Below are 22,618 nucleotides of genomic sequence, written 5' to 3'. Positions count from 1 at the left end.
AGCCGTTAAACCAGAAAGCAGGTAGATCCGCCGCAGTCGACGGTCGAGAGCTTTGGCTTCAATTGCAGCCATCAACTTCCTGCCGACTCCCATACCATGCTTTTCGACGGCGACGAACATATTTCGAACGCGATCACCGTCCAAGGATGCCGTGCCCACGATCACATCCGCGTCGACGCCCACGAGTGTATACCCGTTTCGGGCCAGATCCCGAATCCGCTCCGGCGTGTGGGAAGGGATCAAGGCTTCGATGACCCGGGGCGAATAATCGCGGATATTCACGAGCTTCAGATTTCGAACGATCAAGCGGCTCAATCGCTCTGCATCGTCCGGAGAAAACTGTCTTACATGCATGATTTCGATATATTCATAACGACCGTATCTCGTTGACTTATAGAATCTTCCCATCGCTACTCATGGGGAAGAACTTGATCTATTCCGATCTCCCCAAAGCCATTCCACAACTGCAGGCGCTCTTCGATTGTATCTCTATCTTCGATGAAGAGAACTCGCGACTCGATAAGTCGTGAAATAAATAACTCTTGTCACAGGACTGCTTGGTGCGATCTCAATCGTTGACGTGTCTACGTTCGGATTAAGCTCGACATCGGCTCTAACGACGTATCCCTCAAGCGGATATACAAAAACGACCTCGATCCATCGACGGTATTCAGTCTTTTTATATCTCAGCCAGAATTCATCCGGTTCACCCAGCAGATCAAATATCGCGGCGAGTGAAAAAGTGTCATAGGTCTGGAAACTTATCGCCCCAACGAGATCATCGATAGGATAGAGATAGCCTCCAGATTCCTGGACCGGATGCATGAATAACCACTGAATTGCTCTTTCTCTTGCATTGCCGGTTTCATGAATTCCGCCTACTTTTGGCGTATCGAGAAGGATATCGACAGCCTCCCACGTCTTGGTCTCACCGGGACTTATACCGTTCCAGCAAGGTGGCGCGCACTTTTCATCGGAAAGCAGCACCGAAGGTCCTTTTCGGGACAGGAAAAACAAAAGCCCGGCAGCCCCGAAAATGAAGATGCAGAGGATGATTACGACGTGGAAAAAGTTATAGTTATCGAGATTAAATCGGTTCATTACTGATTTTAACTAGAGGCGTAATGAAAATCTGCATGATGCTTGCATATCACGGCTTATTGCGATCTTGCTTTATTGTAACCGATGACTCAGCTACTCAGAATCGTCCGGATTGTACCGTCTGGCGGACATTGAAATCAGTTTCGCCGAAAGCCGAGAAACCCCCAGTTCACCGGGGTTGATTTGACGTCGATCTGCTTGCTACTCCAAATCCAAATGTACGCCACCCAGAAACTGGGCGATCAGATTGTAGAGCCAGGCCCCGACGAGACCCTGTAAAAAACCGATGATGCCGTAGATGAATGGCATGACGAGAATGGAACCGATGCCAAACACCGCCGACATTATCGAGGAATTTCTGAAGGAATCTCCGAAGTAAGCGCTGGTCGCCATAGAAACGACGATCGTGAACACGCCCATCAGCAGCCCCACGATAAAACCCATTACTCCCAAAATTTTCCCAGCCGATAGTGGACCGATACGTTTTAGTTCCATGACTTCCTCCTGCATCTCGAGTGGTGTTGATATTGCCCCAAACTGCTATTCAATCATAGCTTAATCTCGCGTCCCTCTACTCCCACAGTTCAATCGAGATCGTCGCGTAAGCTGTGCGTCTCTCCCAGGTAGCAATGCTTCATCTCCGCCTGCGTCTTATCCGTTTCCCAAAGCAGCAGAATACGCAGCACCATTGTCATGCTGCCCGGCACGGCCATTTCCTGAAAGCAAAGCAATCCAGGTTGGGTCCAACCGATCAAGCGTGCGGCTTCTGCGGGAAATGCCGCATTCAAATCCGGAGTCGCCGAGAACATGATTGAAACAATGTCTTCCTCGATGAGATCATTACGTTCGATCAGGGCCCGCAATAATTCCTGCGTGGCTGAAAAGATAGATTCCTTGGTGTTTTCCGGGACGCGCACTGCGCCCCGCAAAGCTCGTGTCGCCATCGTAATTCCTTTTTAGATGATGTGATGATGTTAACAATTAACCCACCTCAGGGCTATCCGGCCGATGATTTCCAATGATGCCGGGGATAAGCACCGAGTACGCGGAACATCGTGGAGAGGGCTTTTAACTCCTCCAGCGCCTCACCCACCGCCTCCTGCTGCGGAGAACCGGCGAAGTCGAGGTAAAACAGGTATTCCCAGGGTTTGCCCACGATAGGCCGCGATTCGATCTTGGTCAGATCGATGCCCCGCGCAGCGAAGGTGTGTAAGCCCTCATACAAAGCTCCGGGGCGGTTACGCAAAGCGAAAGCGATGGAAGTCTTGGCATCGTCCCCCGGATCGACGGCCGTCTTCTTCAAGCCCAGAAAGCGCGTATAATTGGCCGTATCACTTTCGATTCCCTCTGCAAGGATGTGCATGCCATAGACTTCCGCCGCTCGGTGAGAAGCGATGGCCGCCGCATCACGCCGCCCCTCCTCCGAAATGATGCGTGCGCTTCCGGCGGTATCGTAGGCAGAAACGATCTCTATGTCCGGATGCTGCTCCAACCACTGGCGGCACTGCGCCAGCGCCTGCGGATGGGAGAGGATCTGGCGCAGGTCAGCCACCTCCACGCCCGGCAAAGCCAACAAACAGTGGCGTACGCGTAGATGATATTCAGCGACGATGTGAAGTTGGTATTGCAATAGCAGGTCGTAATTCCGGTAAACGCTGCCCGCGAGCGAGTTTTCGATGGGAATCAATCCCTGATCCGCTTTACCTTCTTCGACCGTGATAAACACTTGCTCAAAAGTGGGACAGGGCACAGGCTCGACTTGGGGTCCAAAAAGAGCCAGCGCCGCTTCCTCGCTGTAAGCGCCCAATTCACCTTGAAATGCGATCGATGTCATGTTGGTTATTCAACCTCCCCTATTACAAACCGGGTAACGCCTGCGCCTTACGACCCAAGACGTGCGCAGACCGAATCACCCATGGCCTGCGTGGACAACTCACCGCCCAGATCTTTCGTGCGGTCCCCGGCTTCGATGGCTGCCGAGACTGCAGATTCGACAGCCTGCGCCTCCTCCTCCATTCCAAGCGAGTGGCGCAGCAGCATGGCCGCACTGAGAATCGTGCCTAACGGGTTGGCGATACCTTTCCCGGCGATGTCCGGTGCAGAGCCGTGGATCGGTTCGTAGACGCCCAAGCTTCCCTCACCCAGTGAAGCGCTGGGCAGCATGCCCAGCGAGCCGGTGAGCACGGAGGCTTCGTCGCTGAGGATGTCGCCGAACATGTTTTCGGTGACAATCACGTCGAAACTGGCGGCATTGGCGATCATGCGCATGGCCGCCGAATCGACCAATTGGTCTTCGAATTCGACTGCAGGGAATTCCGCCGCCACCTCGTGCGCGATCTGGCGCCACAGCCGCGAACTCTCCAGGACGTTGGCCTTGTCCACGGATGTAACCTTTCGCCTGCGCCCTTGCGCCAGTCGGAAGCCAAGCTCGACGATGCGCCGGATTTCGACTTCATTGTAAACCAGCGTGTCGATGGCCTGCGTCAGACCGTCGATCTGTTTGCGCGTGCGCGGTTCGCCGAAATACAAGCCGCCGGTCAGTTCGCGCACGATGAGCAGATCCACGCCGCGCACTCTCTCTTCACGCAGCGGAGAGGCATCGATCAACGCCGGATAGGCGAATACTGGGCGCAGATTGGCGAACAATCTCAAATCATAGCGCAGCTTCAATATCCCCTGCTCGGGGCGCACGGCTGCTTGCGGATCGTCCCACTTCGGGCCGCCCACTGCCCCCAAAAGCACCGCATCGGCTTGCTTGCATGCCGCGAGAGTCTCGTCGCTCAGGGCAATGCCCGTGGCATCGATGGCCGCACCGCCAATCAGATGTCCCTCGAATTCAAAATCATGCCCAAAGCGTTCGGCCACCGTTTCCAGGACCTTCCGGCCTTCACGAACGACCTCCACTCCGATCCCGTCTCCGGGCAGTTCAACAATTTTTTTATGCATGATGTTGGCTCCACGTGACGCGGGAATCACTCCCGTCGGATCCAGAATTCAGATCCGTGGAAGCGGAGCGCTTTTTCCTCCTCGTTCTAATTTTCGTTTCAAACCCTCGGGCGATCAACCCCCCGATGGGTGTTCCGCAATCATCAAACCGTACTCGACGCTGTCCGCCAGCGCCAACCAGGATGCCTCGATGATGTTCGCCGAGGCCCCTACTGTACTCCAACTGGAATTTTCGTTGCGCGTGTCGATGAGCACTCGCGTCGTGGCTGCAGTGCCGCTGTTGCCATCCAGGATGCGCACCTTGTAATCCATCAGTTGGAACTGGCGCAATGCAGGATAGACCGGGATGAGCGCCTTGCGCAGCGCAGCGTCCAGGGCATTCACAGGTCCGTTGCCTTCCGCAGCTGTGTGCAGCACCTCCCCATCGACGGACACTTTCACCGTCGCTTCGGCAAACGTGCCGCGACCCTGACGGTGTTCGACCATGACGACGAAATCGATGAGCTTGAAAGGCGGCTCATAGCCCGGTTCCTGGCGTTTCAACATGATCCCCACCGAAGCCTCGGCGGCTTCGAACGAGAAACCCCTCGCTTCGAGGTCCTTGATGCGTTCGAGAATCTGGCCGATTTCTCCATTCTCGCCCACCTCGATGCCCAATATCTCGGCGTGGCTGAGTAGATTGCCGCGTCCCGAAAGCTCGCTCACTACCACACGCATCTGATTGCCCACAAGTTCCGGCTCGATGTGCTGGTAGGAATGGACGTTGCGGCGCATGGCGGCGGCGTGGATGCCGCCTTTGTGCGCGAAGGCGCTGCGGCCGACGTATGCCATGTGTTCGTCGGGAGAGAGATTGGCGACTTCGGATACGAACCCGGAAACGTCGTACATTTCTTTTAGTTTGCCTTCCGGCAAACAGCGGCAGCCCATTTTCAATTCGAGATCGGGAATGATGGTACACAGATTGGCGTTGCCGCAGCGTTCGCCGTAGCCGTTGATCGTCCCCTGAATCTGGCTCGCTCCGGCCCGCACAGCGGTCAACGTGTTGGCCACGGCCAACTCGCTGTCGTTGTGCGTGTGAATTCCGAGCGTCACGTCCACCTTCTGTCCAATGGCAGAAACGACATCCGCGATAAACCACGGCAGCGAACCGCCATTCGTGTCACACAGCACCACGGTTTCCGCTCCACCGCGTTCGGCGGCGCGCAGGATTTCCAGGGCGAATTCAGGATCGTCCTTGTAACCATCGAAGAAATGCTCCGCGTCAAAAATGACCCGCCGGCCCTTGCTGCGCAGATAGGCGATGCTCTCTTCAATCATGCGGAAATTCTCACCCACAGTAGTCCGCAGCACTTCTTCCACGTGCAGCGTCCAAGCCTTGCCTACCAGCGTACAGACAGAAGTTCCCGCCGCCAGCAGCGCATTCAAATTTACATCTTCTTCCACTGGCGTGTCCGCCCGCCGCGTCGCGCCAAATGCGGTAATTTCTGCCGTTTTCCAGCCGATGTCCCTGGCGCGCTCGAAAAATTCGACGTCCTTCACGTTCGATCCTGGCCAGCCGCCCTCGATATAACCTACGCCCAGTTGATCGAGACGCTTGGCGATACGGATCTTGTCGTCACAGGAGAAAGATAGACCCTCCCGCTGCGATCCGTCGCGCAGCGTCGTATCGTAAACCTCGACGATCCGGGGTTCAGCCTGCGTAAGTTTCGTCATGTTTCGCCTCGTACCTCTCGATCGGCTCACTCATAGAGAGTAGATAATCGAGTGAATCGATTCCTTCCAACAAACAATGTTTGGAGAAATGATCGATGGGAAAGTCTATTTTCGAACCGTCGGGCAGCGTGATGGTCTGCTCCGTCAGATCGATGCTGATTTCCGCATGCGGCTCAGCGGTGATCAAAGCCACCAATTTCTGATAATCACCCGCTTCCACAGGAATGGGCAGCAAGCCGTTTTTCAATGCGTTATTTTTGAAGATGTCGGCAAAAGACGTCGAGATCACTGCCCGGAAGCCCCAGTCATACAACGCCCAGGGCGCGTGTTCGCGGGATGAGCCGCATCCGAAGTTATCACCTGCAAGGAGCACGTTCGTCTGTCCGGGCTGCAGTTGATTGAGTAAGAACGTCGGATTGGGCGACCCGTCCGGCAAATAGCGCCAATCGGCAAAGAGATGTTTGCCAAAGCCCTCTCGGTCAGTGAGTTTGAGATAACGGGCCGGTATGATCTGGTCCGTATCGATGTTTTCCTGGGGCATGTACGCCATCCGGGAGGTCAGACGCGTGAATTCAGGCATCGATTAACTCCCTCCCAGCCATCAACGGACGCGGATCGCTTACGCAGCCCATCACCGCCGCAGCGGCCGCGGTGAGCGGAGAAGCGAGGAAAGTACGGCCGCCCTTGCCCTGCCGACCCTCGAAATTGCGGTTGCTGGTGCTGACGGCGTATTGACCGGGCTCGAGCTGGTCCCCGTTCATGGCGATGCACATCGAACAGCCGGGAAGACGCCACTCCGCACCGGCCTGGGTGAAAATCCGATCCAGGCCTTCGGCTTCGGCCTGCTGGCGGATGTGATGCGAACCCGGAACCACGAGCATTCTCACCCCCTCGGCCACCTTGCGGCCTTCAAGCAGCGATGCGGCCATGCGTAAATCCGGCAAACGGGAATTGGTGCAGGAGCCGACGAAAACCACGTCGATTTTCTGGCCCAAGATCGGCGCGCCCGGCTGCAAATCCATGTACGCCAGCGCCTTCTCCACAGCAGCACGTTCGCTTGCATCGCCAAATCGGTTTGGATCGGGAATCGGTGCGCTGATGGGAATGCCCATGCCCGGATGGGTGCCGTAGGTGATCATCGGCTCCAGACCGGAAACGTCGATCGTGATCGATTTATCGTACGTCGCTTGCGGATCCGACGGCAGCTTGCGCCAGTGCTCCAGCGCACGATCCCAATCTTCGCCTTTGGGCGCATGTTCCCGCCCGGCGAGATATTCGAACGTGGCGTCGTCCGGCGCAATCATCCCCGCACGCGCGCCCGCCTCGATACTCATGTTGCAAACCGTCATACGGCCCTGCATGTCCAGCCGGCGGATCGCCTCGCCGGTGTACTCGATCACGTTGCCCGTGCCGCCTTCCACGCCGATCCGGGAGATCAAGCCCAGGATGAGGTCCTTGGCCGTAACCCCCGGACCCAACGTACCTTCGAAACGGACCTCCAGGGTGTTCGGTTTGTACTGCAGCAGACACTGCGTGGCCAGCACGTGGCTCACCTCGCTGGTGCCGATACCGAACGCCAGGGCGCCAAAGGCGCCGTGAGTCGCTGTATGGCTGTCGCCGCAGACGACGGTCATGCCGGGATGGATCAGTCCCAATTCCGGACCGATCACGTGCACGATGCCGTTGCGTTCCGTGCCCATGGGAAAAAGTGTGATCCCGAAGCGACGTGTGTTGTCCTCGAGCAAATCGAGCTGTGCCTTCGCCTGCGGCTCGAATTCGATCTGGTTCAATGGCAAGGTCGGGGTGGAATGATCCATCGTGGCGAACGTCATGTCCGCACGACGGACCTGGAGACCGCGCGCCCGCAACGCGCTGAACGCTTGCGGCGAGGTGACTTCGTGCACCAGATGCCGGTCGACGTACAGCACGGCCGGATAGCCCAGTTCCTGTTCGACGACATGGGCGTCCCAGACCTTGTCGAAAAGTGTCTTGGAATTCGTCATTGCCTATCTTTACTCCACAGCGCCCAAAGGTGCGGGTTTGGGTTCCTTCGTCTCGTCGCCCTGCACGCTCAACAGCTTGTTCAACGCCGCCATGTAGGCTTTAACGCTGGCGACGATAATGTCCGTATCCGCACCGTAACCGCCGTAGGTACGCTGATGTTCTTCGTCGCACTGCGCATGGGTTGAATGATCGCCGTCCTGCGCCTGGATGCGGACGGTTACTTCACCCTGCGCATCGATCCCCTCAGTCACAGCCTGCACGGAAAATTCAAGCAGCCTGTTGGGAACCCGGACGATCTGGTCGATGGCAGCGTAGGCCGCGTCCACGGGTCCCGTCCCGACGGCAGCCTGCACATACTCCTCACCGTCCGGGCCGTGCAAACGCACCGTGGCCGTCGGCAAGCCCATCGTCCCACAGGCGACCTGCAAACCGTCCAGCCCATAGATTTCCGCCGGCTGGTAGATCACGTCGGTGGTCAACGCTTCGAGATCGGCATCGGTAACGGTCTTCTTCTTGTCGGCCAGATCCTTGAAGCGGTAGAACGCTTCATCCAATTCCGCATCGTCGAGCAGATAGCCCAGCTCCTCCATCCGTACACGGAAAGCATGCCGGCCGGAGTGCTTGCCCAGCACCAGCGTGCTCTGCGTCAAACCGATCGTTTCCGGGCGCATGATCTCGTAGGTAGTCTTTTCCTTGAGCATGCCGTCCTGGTGAATGCCAGCTTCGTGGGCAAAGGCGTTGGCGCCGACGACGGCCTTGTTCGGCGGCACGACGATCCCCGTGTAGTTGCTCACCAGGCGACTCACGCGCGCGATCTGCGGTGTGACGATACCGGTTTCCAGGCCGAGCACCGGGTGGCGCGTGTGCAGGATCATCACCACTTCTTCCAGCGAGCTGTTTCCCGCCCGCTCGCCGATGCCGTTGATCGTGACTTCTACCTGGCGAGCGCCGGCGCGAATACCGGCCAGCGTGTTCGCCGTCGCCAGGCCCAGGTCGTCGTGACAGTGCACCGAGATGATCACGTCCTCGATTCCCGGGACGTTTTCGGCGATGCCGCTGATCAAGGCGCCGAATTCATCCGGCGTGGTGTAACCGACGGTGTCGGGTATGTTCAGCGTTGTCGCGCCGGCATTGATCGCAGCCTCCAAAACGACGTAGAGAAATTCGGGATCGCTGCGGCCTGCATCTTCGGGGCTGAACTCGACATCTTCGCAGTATGCCTTGGCGTAGGCCACCATTTCCTTCACGCTGGCCAGCACCTGCTTCGGTTTCATGCGCAGCTTGTGCTTCATGTGGATTTCAGACGTGGCCAGGAATGTGTGGATGCGCGGCCGTTCGGCGTATTGAATCGCCTGCCAGGATTTATCGATGTCAGCTTTGGTGGCACGCGCCAGGCCGCAGATGACGGGCGGCTGCCCACTCGGTCCGGCGACCTGGCCGATGTCCTCGGCGATGCGGCGCACCGCCTCAAGATCGTCCGGCGAAGCCGCCGGGAAGCCGGCTTCGATGATGTCCACGCCCATGCGCGCAAGCGCACGCGCCAATTCCAGCTTTTCGGCGGAGGTCATCGTCGCGCCTGGCGACTGTTCGCCATCGCGCAGCGTCGTGTCGAAAATGCGGACGTAGTTATTTTTCTGATCAACCATTTCCCTACCCCAATTCTCTCTTGCGATTATTCGCCGGGCTTGATCGTAACTGGATCCAAGAACGGCATCATTTCGCGCAGCTTCGCACCCACCTTCTCGATAGGATGCTCCTGCTCTTTACGACGTTGTTCGTTGAACCAGGGGCGCCCGGCTTCGTTCTCGGCGATCCATTTCTTGGCATAGGTGCCGTCTTGAATCTCTTCCAGGATCTTGCGCATTTCACCCTGAGTCTCTTCGGTGATGATGCGCGGTCCGGCGGTGTAATCGCCGTGCTCCGCCGTATCACTGACCGAGTAGCGCATGTAGTTCAAACCGCCGCGGTACATCAAATCTACGATCAGCTTCAACTCGTGCATACATTCGAAGTAAGCCAGTTCCGGTTGGTACCCCGCCTTGACCAGCGTCTCGAACGCCGCCTTGACCAGGGCGCTGATGCCGCCGCAGAGGACCGTTTGTTCGCCGAAGAGGTCGGTCTCGGTTTCCTCGGCAAAGGTGGTCTCGAGCACTCCGGCGCGTGTGGCGCCCAGCGCTTTGGCGTAGGAGAGCGTCAGCTCGCGTGCCTGGCCGCTCGGATTCTGTTCCACGGCGAACAACGCCGGTGTACCGCCGCCCTGCTGGAAAACCTCACGCACGCGATGCCCGGGCGCCTTGGGGGCGACCATGCTGACGTCGACGAAATCCGGCGGCTGGATCGTCTCGAAACGGATGTTGAAACCGTGGGCGAACATGAGCATCTTCCCCTCGCTGAGATTCTCACGTATCGCGGATTCGTATACCTTCGGTGCGGCCGTGTCGGGTACCAGCATCATGATCACGTCCGCCCAGGCTGCGGCCTCGGCGGCGTTGGTCACGTCCACATCGTGGGCGACGGCTTTTTCGTAGTTGCTGGTGCCTTCGAGTTCAGCGACCTTAACCGTCACGCCGCTGTCCGTCAGGTTGAGGGCATGTGCGTGGCCTTGCGATCCGTAGCCGATGATGGCCACTTTCTTGGCCTGAATCAGCGACAGATCGGCATCCTTATCATAATAAATCTTCGCCATTGGATAACTCCTTCTTAGAGTGTCGGCCGTATTGCGACCGTTATTTCCCGCTGTATTCCGGCACGCGCGCCGAGACGAATTCCGGATCCGCCGTAGGTGCGTGGGAACCACGCGTCATCGCCACGCGTCCCGTGCGTACCATCTCGATGATGCCGAAAGGCTCCAACACTTCCATGAGCCCTTCGATCTTGTCTTCCGTCCCCGTTATCTCGACGATCAAGGCATCCTGTGCCACGTCGACCACGCGGGCGCGGAACACGTCGCAGATCTGCAGCACCTGGGCGCGCGCTTCCGAATCGGCGGCCACTTTGATCAACGCCAGATCGCGCATCACCGAAGGCGTTTCGGTGACTTCCAGGACGCGCAGGACGTTGACCAACTTATACAGCAGCGCTTCCACGCGTTTGGCGGTGTAGGCGTCCACGTCGATGACGATGGTCATCCGCGAAACGCCGGGGATTTCGGTGTGCCCGACGGCGAGTGATTTGATGTTGAAGGCGCGCCGCCGAAAGAGCGAAGCCACGCGATTGAGAACGCCGGGTTTGTCTTCGACGTAGGCGATAAACGTGCGTTCGATGGGCGTCACCGCGGCCGGATTACCATTGTTGTTCATCATCATGAGATCTACTCCTCAATGTGTTACTTCTGCTTGGATTTCTGTGGTTCGGGACGACGGATCATGGCGTCCAGGTCGGCACCGGCGGGCACCATGGGATAAACACTGTCCTCCCCTTCCACGCAGAAATCGATTACGACCGTTCCTTCTTCTTGCCGGGCAGCGCGAACCACATCTTCCACGTCGTCGCGCTTTTCTACGCGCATTCCGGTCAGTCCGTGCGCTTCGGCGATCTTGACGAAATCCGGATTCAGCATCGGTGTGCCCACGTAGCGTCTGTCGTAGAAAAATTCCTGCCATTGGCGCACCATGCCCAGATAGCCGTTGTTCAGGATGGCGATGTTGAGTTTGATGCCCTCCTGGCGGCAAGTCGATAGTTCGGATTGGGTCATCTGGAAACCGCCGTCCCCGACGATGACCCATACCTCGCTGTCCGGCTGGGCCATGCGTGCACCGATCGCAGCGGGGAGCGCGAATCCCATCGTGCCCAGGCCGCCGGACGTGATGAGCCGGTTCGGCTTTTCGTGTTTGTAGTACTGCGCCGCCCACATCTGGTTCTGTCCCACGTCCGTTACCAGAAGGGCGTCGCCATCTGTGAGACGCCAGATATCGTTGACCACATGTGCGGCGTACAGGCTGCCATCGTCCACAGGGACGTTCTGAATGTCGCGCATTTCGGTGTCGCTCTTCAATTCGGCGATAGTCTCCAACCAATCGTCGTGCCGCAGTTTGGGGAGAGAATCCGTGATCGTGCACAAGGTTTCGCGCAGATCGCCCACGATGCCCACGTCGACCTTCACGTTCTTGTTGATTTCCGAAGGATCGATGTCCACGTGGATCTTGCGCGCATTTTGCGCGTAGGTTTTCAGATTGCCGGTGACCCGGTCGTCGAAACGCATGCCGAAAGCCAGGAGCAAATCCGCTTGCTGGATTGCCGAGTTGGCATAGGCTTCCCCGTGCATGCCCATCATGCCCAGATTGAGCGGGTGACTGGCTGGAAAACATCCCAGACCGAGCAGCGTCATCGTGACGGGAATTTGCGTCTTCTCCACGAATTCCCGCAGCTCCTGCATGGCGCCGGACATCATCACGCCGTGCCCGGCCAGAATCAACGGTCGCTCGGCGCTTTGAATGAACTCCATGGCTCGCTCGAGTTCCTCGGGCAGCACGCGCAAATCGGGCCGGTAACCGGGTAGACGAACCGGCGAATCGTCCCACTCGAAATCGACGACGCCTTGCTGCGCATCCTTGGTAATGTCCAAAAGCACGGGTCCGGGGCGTCCGGAGGTGGCGATGTAAAACGCCTCCCGCAGCGCAGGTCCCACCTCTTCCGCACGGGTAACCAGGTAGTTGTGTTTCGTGATGGGAAGCGTGACGCCGGTTACGTCGGTTTCCTGAAAAGCGTCGCTGCCGATGACGGACGAGTTCACCTGACCGGTGAGGCATACCACGGGAGATGAATCCAGCATCGCTGTGGCGATTCCCGTGACGAGGTTCGTCGCGCCCGGGCCGGATGTGGCGATCGCCACACCGGCCTTCCCGGAAGCGCGTGCGTATCCGTCGGCCATGTGTGCAGCGCCCTGTTCGTGGCGCACGCGTACGTTGCGAATGGGATAATCGTACATGGCGTCGAACAACGGCAATACCGCACCGCCCGGATAGCCAAACACCGTGTCCACGCCTAGTTTCGAGAATACTCTCCAGATGATTTCTGCGCCGGTTAATTTCATCGCCTCTCCTTCTCCTTTGAATGCATGCCTTTAACTACCTACGACCGGATTCTCTCCGGACTCAGATATCCTGAAACACGGCGCCAGTCGAAGCGCTGGTGACCATTTGTGCGTAGCGCCGCAGCCACTTGCTCTTCGTTGTAGGTTGGAACGGCGGAAGCACTTGAAGGCGCGCTTCCATTTCCTCTTCACTGAGTCGGACGTCGATCCTGCGCTCGGGCAGAGAAATTTCGATCACGTCGCCGGAGCGGATCGCGGCGATCGGCCCGCGGGCGGCCGCCTCCGGGCTGACGTGCCCGATGCATGCGCCGCGTGTTCCGCCGGAGAAGCGCCCGTCGGTGATCAAGGCGACTTTGTCGCCAAGTCCCATTCCGACGATGGCGCTGGTGGGGCTGAGCATTTCCTGCATGCCCGGCCCTCCCGCAGGGCCTTCGTAGCGAATGACGACCACTTCACCCGCCTGGACTTCCCCGGCCAAAATCCCTCGAATCGCTTCATCGTGGCTCTCGTAAACGCGCGCCGGGCCGCTGTGCTCGTGCATGGCGGCGTCCACCGCCCCGGTCTTGACCACAGCGCCTTCCGGCGCAAGGTTGCCGAAGAGAATTGCCAGTCCGCCCCTGTCCGAATGTGCGTTGCTCACCGGGCGGATGACTTCCTCGTCGGTAATCTGTACATCCTTGATGCTTTCACCAAAGGTGCCGCCGGTGACGGTCGGCCGGTCGAGGTGCAGCGTGTTGCCCGCCGAACCGATCTCGTGCAAGATAGCGGGTACACCGCCGGCGCGGTGAACGTCCTCCATGTGCCACGGTCCCGAAGGACTGACCTTGCACAGATGCGGCACTTTCTCGGCGATCTGATTGATCCGCTCGAGGGGAAACTCGATGCCAGCCTCGTGCGCGATCGCAAGAACATGCAGCACCGTATTGGTGCTGCCGCCCATGGCCATGTCCAGGGCAAACGCATCATCAAAGGCTTCGGGGGTGGCGATCTGACGCGGCGTGAGTCCCGTCTCGATCAGATCCACGATCCTCTGCGCAGCTTGCATGGCCAACTCGTCGCGTTCCGAAGACACGGCCAGCGCCGTTCCATTGTACGGCAGGGCGATGCCCAGGGCTTCCATCAGGCAGTTCATGCTGTTGGCGGTAAACAAACCGCTGCACGAACCGCAGGAAGGACAACCATGATCCTCGAGGACTTTAAGTTCGGCGTCGTCGATCTTGCCCGCCTTGTAGGCGCCGACTCCTTCGAAGACGCTGATCAAATCGACCACACGACCATCCGGTGTACGCCCCGCGGACATCGGTCCGCCGCTGACAAAAATGGTGGGAATGTCGAGCCGCATGGCGGCCATCAACATGCCAGGGATGATCTTATCGCAATTGGGAATGCAAACCATGCCGTCGAAACGATGCGCCGTGATCATGGTTTCCACGCTGTCGGCGATTAACTCGCGGCTTGGCAGGGAAAATTTCATCCCTTCGTGTCCCATGGCAATACCGTCACAGATGCCGATGGTGTTGAATTCGAAGGGCAGTCCCCCCGCATCACGCACCGCCTGAGCAACGAGTTTCCCCAATCGCTGCAGGTGTTTGTGGCCGGGAATGATTTCCACGTAGGAATTCACCACCGCCACGAAGGGCTTGCTCATGTCCTCATCCCGCACGCCCGTCGCCTTTAACAATGCTCGATGAGGCGCTCGTTCGAAACCGCTTTTAATGAGATTTGATCGCATCATATCCACCTTTAAACAATACATGAGGGCCTTTTAGCCCTCACGTAATCTCGCAATGAACCTATTCATGCCGTTGGCTTGTGTTTTCATCGCAGTCGCGCCGGTCGAAGAACACGTTGCCATGCCGCCCGGTCGAGCCGGCGCGCGGAATGGAAATCCCACCTGGGGACGCGTGCATTGATACTTCGAACGCTTCGGTTCAAAATGCATCACACATCTTCCCGATCTAGTTCGCAGGGTAATCGGTCGTGTCACGTAGCGGAACTTGATCCGATCCTTCCGACCACGCAAATCGGGCTTGGAGGGCCATATCCGATATTCGATCCGTGTCCGCATCCAGGCACCATTCGTTCGCCCAGGGCCGGCTCCAAGAATTCGGGACCACGCTTTCGATCGGGTTTCTATCTGAGTTTGATTCTGCTGCCGTCATCGTCTTTCACTCCATCGATTCATGTATCCGGTACGAAAAAACCGCCTCCGTCGATTGAGGCGGCTCCTGGTGTTCCTTACGGTTTCGCTTGGCTTCTATTCGTCTCGCATTTGCCTTCACGAACCCAGGATGGGCTCAACCGACAATCCCTGCTGCTTGATAATAAGCAACAGGACCAATATGACGATCAAAACCAATTTATCGGCGAGTCCCATCATGCTACAAAACGTCCTCAAAAACGAAGCGCCTCCCGGCTGGAAGGCGCTTGTCATTCAACATGATTGTTGCGTGTAAGCTACACTGCTCCAACCGGAACCAACTTCTCATTCTTAATCAGGATGAGAAGCAACAAGGGGCTGACAACTAAGACCAGGTTGAAGATACTCATTTTGTAACTCAACACGTTCCTTACGTATTTACGTAACTCTAGCACACATTTCGAAAATGTCAACAACGAATTTCAGAAACTCAAGTTTGATTCAAAGTCGATATTCTCGAAAGCAGGATCGGCTTTCAGATCAATGATCGTATTCCGTTCTACACTGGATTGCGGTGCACAAATCGATATCCATCTGATCCGCCAGGCACAGCGTATAGATGAAGATATCGACCAATTCAGTGACGACTTTCGCCCGCATTATCGGGTCTCCGGTCATGGCGATGCTGTCTTCGGTCGAATGGCGCTGAAACAGACGGAGCAAGTCCGCTGCCTCGACCGCGATGCTCGTGCTGAGATCCTTCGGTGAATTGCACTGGCTGATGCCCTGGCGCGTGGCAAACGTACGCGCGGCCGCACGCAGTTCTTCGAAGGTCGAAGGTAGATTCGTCGTCGACATTGTAATACCCTCCAATGGATAGATAACGGATATAAATGAGAGGAAGCGATACCAGATACGTTGTCTGGATTGTGATAATCTGTTCATGATACAGATCCCAATGATTCGATTCGAGGTCCGGCAACGCGGATCTCGATCGGACAGCGCGGCTCGAAGCGTCGGAAATTTTCGACGAATTTCGCCGCCAATTGACGGTAACGTGCCAAATAGCCGTCTCGTGAGGGCCAACTCGATGCGGGATCCAATATCCCTTCCGGAATCCCCTCACAAGCGCGGGGAACTTCGTACCCGAAGACGGGGTCCTCGACAAACTCCCCGTCCTGAAGCGTGCCGCTCAAGACTGCTTCGATCATCGTTCGGGTGTAGTCGATGCGGATGCGTTCTCCCACACCGTACGGCCCTCCGACCCAGCCGGTGTTGATCAACCAACAATCCACGGCTTGCTGCTCGATTTTCTCCCGGAGCAAATTCGCGTAGACCGTCGGATGATGAACCATGAACGGCGCACCGAAGCAGTTGCTGAAGGTGATCACGGGTTCATCGCGCAACCCTGCCTCGGTTCCGCCGACTTTCGCCGTGTAGCCGGAGATGAAGTGATACACCGCTTGTTCGGGGGTCAATCGAGCGATGGGCGGCATCACGCCGGAGGCGTCACAGGTCAAAAGCACGATGTTCCTAGGATGGCCTGCGACGCTGCCGTCGAACGCATTGTCGATCTTGGATAGCGAATACGACGCTCGCGTGTTTTCGGTGATGGCGTCGTCATTCAAATCGATCGCCCGCGAGGTCGAAGTGCAGGCCACGTTTTCCAGGATCGTGCCGAATTGCGACGTGGTGCGGTAGATCAGCGGTTCGTCCTCCGGGCTGAGTCGGATGACCTTCGCATAACAACCTGCTTCGAGGTTGAAAATCCCTTCGTCTCCCCAGGCATGCTCGTCATCCCCGATCAGACGACGCTTGACGTCGGCGGACAGCGAGGTTTTCCCCGTTCCGGACAATCCGAAGAACAACGCGACGTCCCCGTGCGCTCCGACGTTGGCCGAACAGTGCATCGGTAACACATCCTTGCGGGGAAGCAGGTAGTTCATCACCGTAAAGACGGATTTCTTGATCTCCCCGGCATATCCGGTTCCGCCGATCAGGCACATCCTGCGTTCGAAGTTGAGCAAGATGAAAGTGCCCGTCCAGGTGCCGTCAATCGAAGGGATCGCCTCAAATGAAGGTACGCAAACGATCGTAAATTCTGGCTTGAAATTGCTCTGGGCAGCTCGATCGGCGGGAAGGATGAACATGTTCCGGGCGAAAACACTGTGCCACGCCCATTCCGTGACGATGCGTATCGCAAGTCGGTTCTGCGGATCCGCGCCCGCAAAACAATCCTGTACGAACAGGTCCTTATCGGCGACGTACCGTTTGATCCTGCAGAAAATCTGGTCGAACTTCTGGGGCGAGAAGGCCTGATTGTTTTCACTCCACCAAACGTCGCCCAGCGTACTTGGTTCGCGGACGATGAACTTATCCCTGGCCGCCCGGGCGGTGTGAACGCCCGACTTTACGGCCAAGGCGCCGTTGCGCGCGATCATCCCCTCCCTGCGGCAGACAGACTGCTCGTAAAGTGACTCGATGGGCAGATTCCGATGAATTCGGCCACTGCCAGATTCCGCCAGGCTGTTCAAATTAAAATCGTTCCCGAGTCCCTCACAGTCAGCACTCAACGACTCGTTCATTTTGTTAGTGGTTTCCATTGCCTCGTCCCCATGGTCTGTTAGGCTGCTTGCTGATTTCGTGCTTCAAACGTTTTTTAACCCAATTTCGAATCACCTTGAACCGATACCGACAGGAACCACCACGACCCCGACTTATAAAAAGCGGCGGTCGTAGTATTTTTTCCCGGACCGCCGACGATGTTCCCGAGAACTGGGAATCCACGACCATCCGAGTCTCCTCTCTGGCGCCTTACCTTCCCGCTTCCAATTTCCCATTCCAAAAATCCGCATGTCGCACTCACAAATAAAAAACCCGCCATATATGTCTGGCGGGTTGGTGGTGTGTTTCAATACACGCAAGCAACTAGCCAGACACCCCCATAGAAGCTGGCAATGGCTTACGACCACGAAGAACAGTAACGTTTTTATCGATCATTATTGGGATGAGAGTAGCAAAAAAGAACTTCGCTGTCAAGACCCAAGTTATATTTGGGATGTGTCACTTTATTGCCGAGGAGGAGAAAAAGAAGTAGGCTCACCCGGGTAATCTCGAAATCACCAATGCAGGCCTACCATGACTCACGTCGAAACGAAGGTCACACCAAGTATAAACCCAATAAGGAATGAACCTGGAAGTGCTGGAGAAGGAAATTGGCCGGGTTCTTCTACTAGCAGGGCGGCAACTCCTGCAGCAGGTTTCGAATAGACGAAGCGAAGTTGTGCGATCAAGATTCAACTCCGTCCGAATTCATTCTTGACACGCATCCAGGATATTGATATAAACGTCCTAACCGAATATCCACTAAAAGCCGTGAAGGGGAAGAGTATCTGCTGAAACGAAGGCACAGAAAGCGGGAGATGGATGAGAATCCCGCCCCGACGCCAGCGGAGAATGGACCCCAGAGCTGCCGGCCGAAAGGTTGAAACCGAGTAGTCCGCGCCGGAAAGCCGCCGTTATCGAGGCAGAAGGTATAAGCGATGATCGCATCATCGCCGTACCGGAATAAGTGAGGCTGGCATGTTCCCACCCGTCGTCGTCACCGGCGGGTTTTTTCATAGGTACCCGGGAACATCGAGCCTAACTGGGGTGGCACCACGGGAACCCTCTCTCGTCCCCAACGATGAGAGAGGGTTTATTTATTCGAGAGTGAAGTGAAGCGGATGGAAAAAACGACGTCTCGAAATCATACCGGTGAAAGCCACCCCACCAACCTCGTGCCGGTGGTGCGGGAGCTGCCGGCCGACCTGGAAACGCCGGTTTCCGTGTACCTTAAACTGTCCGAACTCGGACCGGGGTTCCTGCTCGAGTCCGTGACAGGCGGCGAACAGGTCGCCCGTTATTCGTTCATCGGCGCCGGCCTCTCCGAGGCTTTCGTGCTGCGTGGAACCAACTTGGAGCATCACAACGCAGGAGAAGTATCTGCGGCTACGCTGCCGGAAGATGTCAACCCCGTCGATGCACTTCGGGCACAAATCCGTCAGTACCGGCCCGAACTGCCATCCGGTTTGCCGCGCTTCGTGGGCGGGCTCGTCGGCTACCTGGGATACGAAATGATGCGCTACTTCGAACCCAGCCTGTCCTCACTTCCTGTGGGCGATCTGCCGGACGCCGTTTTCCTGCAGGCCGATACCGTCATCGCCTTCGATCACGCCTTCGGACGCCTGGTATTGTTAACCTATGCCGAGACGGACGGCGACGAAGGGCTCGCGCTGCGGGAGGCCAACGGACGTCTCGACCGCTTGCAAGAACGTATCTCCGGTCCGTTGCACCCGCAAGATCATCCATCCCCTTCCGGCGAACCTCAGGAATTGACATCGAACATGTCCCCCGAACACTACTGCCAGGCCGTCGAGCGGGCCAAAGAATACATCGCCGCCGGGGACATCTTTCAGGTCGTCGTCTCGCAGCGCTTCTCGCGCCGCACGAGTGCCGATGCGTTTTCGGTGTACCGGGCGCTGCGGGCGTTGAACCCTTCGCCGTACATGTTCTTCTTCAACTTCGGCGATTTCGCCGGGGATCCTGCGTTGTACATCATCGGCGCCTCACCGGAAATGCACGTGCGTCTGGAAGGGAATGAGGCCACGATCCGTCCACTTGCCGGAACACGCCGCCGGGGGGACAGCGAAGCCGAAGATGAACGTTTCGAGCAGGAGCTGCTCGCCGATCCGAAGGAGCGCGCCGAGCACGTGATGCTCGTCGACCTCGCCCGCAACGATCTCGGTCGCGTGTGCGATTACGGTTCGGTACACGTCCCGATAAAAATGGCCGTCGAACGCTACTCGCACGTGATGCACATCGTCTCCCAGGTGCAGGGAAACCTCCAGCCGGAATACGATGCCTTCGACCTGATGGGCGCCACCTTCCCCGCCGGCACCGTCAGCGGCGCGCCGAAAATCCGGGCCATGGAAATCATCGCCGAGCTGGAAGGCGAAGCGCGGGGACCCTACGCCGGCGCGATCGGTTATTTCTCCTACGACGGCTCGCTGGATTCGTGCATCGCCATCCGCACGCTGGTGATGCATGGCGATGAAGTCCGCATTCAAGCCGGTGCGGGACTCGTAGCGGATTCGGTGCCGGAACATGAACTGCAGGAAACCATCGATAAGGCAAGCGCCCTGGCCGTGGCGCTGGAAATGGCAGAGAAAGGACAGATCTGATGCTGGTAGTGATCGACAATTACGATTCTTTCACCTACAACCTGGTTCAATATTTCGGCGAACTCGGCGTGGAAATCGAAGTCTTCCGCAACGACAAAGTCACGGTCGACCAAATCGCAGCCTTACAGCCCAATCACGTCGTTATCTCACCCGGCCCCGGCACACCACTGGATGCCGGCATTTCCAACCGGCTCATCGAAGAACTGGGTGCATCGACTCCCATATTGGGCGTCTGTCTTGGGCATCAATGCATCGGGCACGTATTCGGCGGCGAGATCGTACGCGCCCCGCGTTTGATGCACGGAAAAACCTCGCAGATACACCACCAGGGCGACGGATTGTTCGCCGGTCTCCCCAGCCCATTCGAAGCCACGCGCTATCATTCGCTGATCATCAACCAGCCTGTACCGCCAAGTCTGCTGGTCACCGCCCGCACGGCGGCGGACGAAATCATGGGCGTTCGCCATCGTGAATATCCGATTTACGGCGTGCAGTTCCACCCCGAATCGTTTCTCACGCAGCACGGAATGCAAATCCTGCGAAATTTCCTATCCCTTGGCCGCAACGGGATGCAAAAACCAGAAATGCAGCCCGCAGCAGCCAGGGAAGAATAAAGAAGAGGAGTAAAAAATCATGTTGAAGCCATATCTAGCGAAAGTGTTGGATCGTCAAGATCTGTCCCCTGAGGAGGCCGAAGCCGCCATGGGGATCATCATGCGCGGCGAAGCCACCGACGCACAAATCGGTGGTTACCTCATGGCACTACGCATGAAGGGGGAATGTGTGGACGAAATCACCGGCAGCGCCCGCGCCATGCGCGGGGTCGCCAGCAAAGTTCCCCTGGAAAACGGAGAGGAACCGATTTTCGACATCGTCGGAACCGGCGGTGACGGCGCCCACACCTTCAACATTTCCACCGCCGGTGCGTTCGTCATCGCCGGCACGGGGCGTAAAGTGGCCAAACACGGCAACCGCGCCGCATCATCGCGCTGCGGAAGCGCCGACGTGCTCGGTGAACTGGGCGTGCAGGTGGACCTGGAACCGCAAGCGGTGGCCGAGTGCATCGAGGAAATTGGCATCGGCTTCATGTTCGCACCCCGCTTCCATCCAGCCATGAAGTACGCCATCGGCCCGCGCCGCGAACTGGGCCAGCGTTCGATCTTCAACTTGCTCGGACCGCTCACCAATCCCGCGGACGCCAGTCACCTGCTTCTTGGCGTCTACGACGCCGAACTCACCGAGCCGATCGCCAACGTACTCCGCGCCTTGGGCGGGAAAGCCGCCATGGTCCTCAACGGTCACGGCGGCATCGACGAGCTGGCCACGAGCGGGCCCAACAAGGTGAGCCACCTGCGCAACGGCGAAGTGCGCACCTATGATCTGGATCCAGAGACGCTGGGATTGCCGCGCTCCGATCTCGAATCCCTGCGCGGCGGCGACCCGCCGGAAAACGCGCAGATCATCCGGGACCTGTTCCAGGGCAAAGATACGGGTCCGAAGCGCGATGTGCTCCTGTTGAACGCTGGCGCTGCGCTGGCGGTCGAAAGCGGCGATCTCGCCGCCGGCATCGAAGAAGCGCGCCAATCCCTGGACAGCGGCAAGGCCCTGGAGAAATTGGAACGGTTCATCGAGTTCAGCCAGAAAATGGTGAAGCACTAGGGAGTCGGTTTCGTGAGTCTCCTGGAAGAGATCATGGCGCACAAGCGCCAGGAAGTTGCAGTAAGCAAAGCGAATCTGCCCTTTGGGGAAGTTCGCCGGCGGGCCGACGAACGGCCTGCGGCCGTGGATTTCGTGGAAGCGCTGCGCACTGCATCGTCAAATCCGGCCCTGATCGCAGAGGTGAAGCGCGCCTCCCCATCCCGTGGCGAGTTGCGCGCCGATCTCGATCCCGTCCGGCTGGCGAAAATCTACCGTGATAACGGCGCGGCGGCGGTCAGCGTGCTTACGGACCAGCGCTACTTTCAAGGCCGGCTGGATGATCTGCGCGCCATCGCCGATCGTTTCGACGGCATCCCCCTGCTGCGCAAGGACTTCATCTGCGATCCCTATCAGGTCTACGAAGCACGCGGGGCCGGCGCGGCCGCAGTGCTGTTGATCGTCGCCGCGTTGACCCAGGACACACTAGCCGAGCTTTATCACCTCGTGGATCAATGCGGCATGGCTGCGCTGATCGAAGTCCACAATGAAGCAGAACTCGAACGTGCGCTGGACCTGTCTCCAGAGTTGATCGGGATCAACAATAGAGACTTACGCGATTTCAGCATCGATCTGCGAACCACGGTCCGGCTGCGGGCGATGATTCCGCAAGAAACTTGCGTCGTCGCCGAAAGCGGCATCCACACACCCGAAGACGTAGCCAGAGTCTACGCCGCAGGCGCCGACGCCATTCTGGTCGGTGAATCGCTCGTACGCGCAGACGACATCGGCGCGCAGGTCCGCCAGCTTACAGGAGGCTAGAAG

At 57.8% G+C, this 22,618-nt stretch carries 21 protein-coding genes and 1 other annotated feature; of the genes, 5 read left to right on the top strand and 16 right to left on the bottom strand.

Annotation, left to right across the window (positions count from 1 at the left end; all coding sequences use genetic code 11):
- The 14 genes from P8Z34_04640 to ilvD all read right to left on the bottom strand — a co-directional run.
- Nucleotides 1-354: GNAT family N-acetyltransferase (locus P8Z34_04640; protein MEJ2549952.1), on the bottom strand; the 354-nt coding region annotated here is incomplete at its 3' end.
- Between the two features lie 135 nt (nucleotides 355-489).
- Entirely contained in the window at nucleotides 490-1,101 is a 612-nt protein-coding gene (locus tag P8Z34_04635) for a hypothetical protein (protein ID MEJ2549951.1), read from the bottom strand.
- A 201-nt stretch (nucleotides 1,102-1,302) separates the two neighbouring features.
- Nucleotides 1,303-1,596: a hypothetical protein gene (locus tag P8Z34_04630; GenBank protein ID MEJ2549950.1), complete on the bottom strand. Its 294-nt coding sequence runs from the start codon at nucleotides 1,594-1,596 to the stop codon at nucleotides 1,303-1,305.
- An 89-nt stretch (nucleotides 1,597-1,685) separates the two neighbouring features.
- The gene (gene aroH / locus P8Z34_04625; GenBank protein MEJ2549949.1) at nucleotides 1,686-2,045 is read right to left on the bottom strand and encodes a chorismate mutase; all 360 of its coding nucleotides are present in this window, start codon (nucleotides 2,043-2,045) and stop codon (nucleotides 1,686-1,688) included.
- A 53-nt stretch (nucleotides 2,046-2,098) separates the two neighbouring features.
- Nucleotides 2,099-2,935, bottom strand: coding sequence for a prephenate dehydratase (pheA, locus tag P8Z34_04620; GenBank protein MEJ2549948.1), 837 nt, complete (start codon nucleotides 2,933-2,935; stop codon nucleotides 2,099-2,101).
- Between the two features lie 47 nt (nucleotides 2,936-2,982).
- Nucleotides 2,983-4,047, bottom strand: coding sequence for a 3-isopropylmalate dehydrogenase (gene leuB, locus P8Z34_04615; GenBank protein ID MEJ2549947.1), 1,065 nt, complete (start codon nucleotides 4,045-4,047; stop codon nucleotides 2,983-2,985).
- Nucleotides 4,048-4,161: 114 nt separating this feature from the next.
- Nucleotides 4,162-5,760, bottom strand: coding sequence for a citramalate synthase (gene cimA, locus P8Z34_04610; protein ID MEJ2549946.1), 1,599 nt, complete (start codon nucleotides 5,758-5,760; stop codon nucleotides 4,162-4,164).
- The gene (leuD, locus tag P8Z34_04605; GenBank protein MEJ2549945.1) at nucleotides 5,738-6,340 is read right to left on the bottom strand and encodes a 3-isopropylmalate dehydratase small subunit; all 603 of its coding nucleotides are present in this window, start codon (nucleotides 6,338-6,340) and stop codon (nucleotides 5,738-5,740) included. Before leuD ends, cimA begins: the two co-directional genes overlap by 23 nt.
- Nucleotides 6,333-7,763, bottom strand: a complete 1,431-nt coding sequence (leuC, locus tag P8Z34_04600) for a 3-isopropylmalate dehydratase large subunit (GenBank protein MEJ2549944.1) — start codon at nucleotides 7,761-7,763, stop codon at nucleotides 6,333-6,335. The genes leuD and leuC overlap by 8 nt, the downstream gene beginning before the upstream one ends.
- Before the next feature lie 9 nt (nucleotides 7,764-7,772).
- Nucleotides 7,773-9,410 (bottom strand): 2-isopropylmalate synthase, encoded by a 1,638-nt coding sequence (locus P8Z34_04595; protein MEJ2549943.1) that lies wholly within the window; start codon nucleotides 9,408-9,410, stop codon nucleotides 7,773-7,775.
- 26 nt (nucleotides 9,411-9,436) lie between these two features.
- Nucleotides 9,437-10,450 carry a ketol-acid reductoisomerase gene (gene ilvC, locus P8Z34_04590; protein MEJ2549942.1) on the bottom strand — a complete coding sequence of 338 codons (1,014 nt, stop codon included), beginning with the start codon at nucleotides 10,448-10,450 and terminating at the stop codon, nucleotides 9,437-9,439.
- A 40-nt stretch (nucleotides 10,451-10,490) separates the two neighbouring features.
- A complete protein-coding gene (gene ilvN / locus P8Z34_04585) occupies nucleotides 10,491-11,066 on the bottom strand; it encodes an acetolactate synthase small subunit (protein MEJ2549941.1) in 576 nt (191 codons plus the stop codon).
- Between the two features lie 23 nt (nucleotides 11,067-11,089).
- The gene (gene ilvB / locus P8Z34_04580) at nucleotides 11,090-12,796 is read right to left on the bottom strand and encodes a biosynthetic-type acetolactate synthase large subunit (GenBank protein ID MEJ2549940.1); all 1,707 of its coding nucleotides are present in this window, start codon (nucleotides 12,794-12,796) and stop codon (nucleotides 11,090-11,092) included.
- A gap of 61 nt (nucleotides 12,797-12,857) precedes the next feature.
- On the bottom strand, nucleotides 12,858-14,528 hold the full coding sequence (gene ilvD, locus P8Z34_04575) for a dihydroxy-acid dehydratase (protein MEJ2549939.1): 1,671 nt from the start codon (nucleotides 14,526-14,528) through the stop codon (nucleotides 12,858-12,860).
- Nucleotides 14,529-14,583: 55 nt separating this feature from the next.
- Between ilvD and P8Z34_04570 the strand changes: the two genes are divergently transcribed.
- Nucleotides 14,584-14,709 carry a hypothetical protein gene (locus P8Z34_04570; protein ID MEJ2549938.1) on the top strand — a complete coding sequence of 42 codons (126 nt, stop codon included), beginning with the start codon at nucleotides 14,584-14,586 and terminating at the stop codon, nucleotides 14,707-14,709.
- A gap of 767 nt (nucleotides 14,710-15,476) precedes the next feature.
- On the opposite strand, the gene P8Z34_04565 is transcribed toward P8Z34_04570, so the two are convergent.
- On the bottom strand, nucleotides 15,477-15,794 hold the full coding sequence (locus tag P8Z34_04565; protein ID MEJ2549937.1) for a hypothetical protein: 318 nt from the start codon (nucleotides 15,792-15,794) through the stop codon (nucleotides 15,477-15,479).
- Between the two features lie 83 nt (nucleotides 15,795-15,877).
- The gene (gene pckA / locus P8Z34_04560; protein MEJ2549936.1) at nucleotides 15,878-17,539 is read right to left on the bottom strand and encodes a phosphoenolpyruvate carboxykinase (ATP); all 1,662 of its coding nucleotides are present in this window, start codon (nucleotides 17,537-17,539) and stop codon (nucleotides 15,878-15,880) included.
- Nucleotides 17,540-18,302: 763 nt separating this feature from the next.
- Nucleotides 18,303-18,620, top strand: a binding site (T-box leader).
- Nucleotides 18,621-18,661: 41 nt separating this feature from the next.
- On the opposite strand from pckA, the gene trpE reads away from it, so the two are divergent.
- The 4 genes from trpE to trpC are packed head-to-tail and all read left to right on the top strand — an operon-like array spanning nucleotide 18,662 to nucleotide 22,615.
- Nucleotides 18,662-20,158 carry an anthranilate synthase component I gene (gene trpE, locus P8Z34_04555; protein ID MEJ2549935.1) on the top strand — a complete coding sequence of 499 codons (1,497 nt, stop codon included), beginning with the start codon at nucleotides 18,662-18,664 and terminating at the stop codon, nucleotides 20,156-20,158.
- The gene (locus tag P8Z34_04550) at nucleotides 20,158-20,772 is read left to right on the top strand and encodes an aminodeoxychorismate/anthranilate synthase component II (protein MEJ2549934.1); all 615 of its coding nucleotides are present in this window, start codon (nucleotides 20,158-20,160) and stop codon (nucleotides 20,770-20,772) included. The genes trpE and P8Z34_04550 overlap by 1 nt, the downstream gene beginning before the upstream one ends.
- Before the next feature lie 19 nt (nucleotides 20,773-20,791).
- Nucleotides 20,792-21,817 (top strand): anthranilate phosphoribosyltransferase, encoded by a 1,026-nt coding sequence (trpD, locus tag P8Z34_04545; protein ID MEJ2549933.1) that lies wholly within the window; start codon nucleotides 20,792-20,794, stop codon nucleotides 21,815-21,817.
- 12 nt (nucleotides 21,818-21,829) lie between these two features.
- Nucleotides 21,830-22,615, top strand: a complete 786-nt coding sequence (gene trpC, locus P8Z34_04540; GenBank protein MEJ2549932.1) for an indole-3-glycerol phosphate synthase TrpC — start codon at nucleotides 21,830-21,832, stop codon at nucleotides 22,613-22,615.
- The last annotated feature ends 3 nt before the right edge of the window (nucleotides 22,616-22,618 follow it).

The sequence above is a fragment of the Anaerolineales bacterium genome (assembly GCA_037382465.1).
Taxonomy (GTDB): Bacteria; Chloroflexota; Anaerolineae; order Anaerolineales; family E44-bin32; genus WVZH01.
Note: the sequence above shows the minus strand (reverse complement) of the source record. Positions and strands in the feature narration are given on the sequence as shown.

Bases quoted from the DNA above. Each gene is read 5' to 3' on its own strand.
- ilvB (MEJ2549940.1), bottom strand. From the start codon at position 12,796: ATGAAATTAACCGGCGCAGAAATCATCTGGAGAGTATTCTCGAAACTA.
- ilvN (MEJ2549941.1), bottom strand. From the start codon at position 11,066: ATGATGAACAACAATGGTAATCCGGCCGCGGTGACGCCCATCGAACGC.
- P8Z34_04635 (MEJ2549951.1), bottom strand. From the start codon at position 1,101: ATGAACCGATTTAATCTCGATAACTATAACTTTTTCCACGTCGTAATC.
- trpD (MEJ2549933.1), top strand. From the start codon at position 20,792: ATGTTGAAGCCATATCTAGCGAAAGTGTTGGATCGTCAAGATCTGTCC.
- aroH (MEJ2549949.1), bottom strand. From the start codon at position 2,045: ATGGCGACACGAGCTTTGCGGGGCGCAGTGCGCGTCCCGGAAAACACC.
- leuD (MEJ2549945.1), bottom strand. From the start codon at position 6,340: ATGCCTGAATTCACGCGTCTGACCTCCCGGATGGCGTACATGCCCCAG.
- ilvD (MEJ2549939.1), bottom strand. From the start codon at position 14,528: ATGCGATCAAATCTCATTAAAAGCGGTTTCGAACGAGCGCCTCATCGA.
- P8Z34_04630 (MEJ2549950.1), bottom strand. From the start codon at position 1,596: ATGGAACTAAAACGTATCGGTCCACTATCGGCTGGGAAAATTTTGGGA.
- P8Z34_04565 (MEJ2549937.1), bottom strand. From the start codon at position 15,794: ATGTCGACGACGAATCTACCTTCGACCTTCGAAGAACTGCGTGCGGCC.
- leuC (MEJ2549944.1), bottom strand. From the start codon at position 7,763: ATGACGAATTCCAAGACACTTTTCGACAAGGTCTGGGACGCCCATGTC.
- pheA (MEJ2549948.1), bottom strand. From the start codon at position 2,935: ATGACATCGATCGCATTTCAAGGTGAATTGGGCGCTTACAGCGAGGAA.
- pckA (MEJ2549936.1), bottom strand. From the start codon at position 17,539: ATGGAAACCACTAACAAAATGAACGAGTCGTTGAGTGCTGACTGTGAG.
- P8Z34_04550 (MEJ2549934.1), top strand. From the start codon at position 20,158: ATGCTGGTAGTGATCGACAATTACGATTCTTTCACCTACAACCTGGTT.
- leuB (MEJ2549947.1), bottom strand. From the start codon at position 4,047: ATGCATAAAAAAATTGTTGAACTGCCCGGAGACGGGATCGGAGTGGAG.
- P8Z34_04570 (MEJ2549938.1), top strand. From the start codon at position 14,584: ATGAACCTATTCATGCCGTTGGCTTGTGTTTTCATCGCAGTCGCGCCG.
- ilvC (MEJ2549942.1), bottom strand. From the start codon at position 10,450: ATGGCGAAGATTTATTATGATAAGGATGCCGATCTGTCGCTGATTCAG.
- cimA (MEJ2549946.1), bottom strand. From the start codon at position 5,760: ATGACGAAACTTACGCAGGCTGAACCCCGGATCGTCGAGGTTTACGAT.
- P8Z34_04595 (MEJ2549943.1), bottom strand. From the start codon at position 9,410: ATGGTTGATCAGAAAAATAACTACGTCCGCATTTTCGACACGACGCTG.
- trpE (MEJ2549935.1), top strand. From the start codon at position 18,662: ATGGAAAAAACGACGTCTCGAAATCATACCGGTGAAAGCCACCCCACC.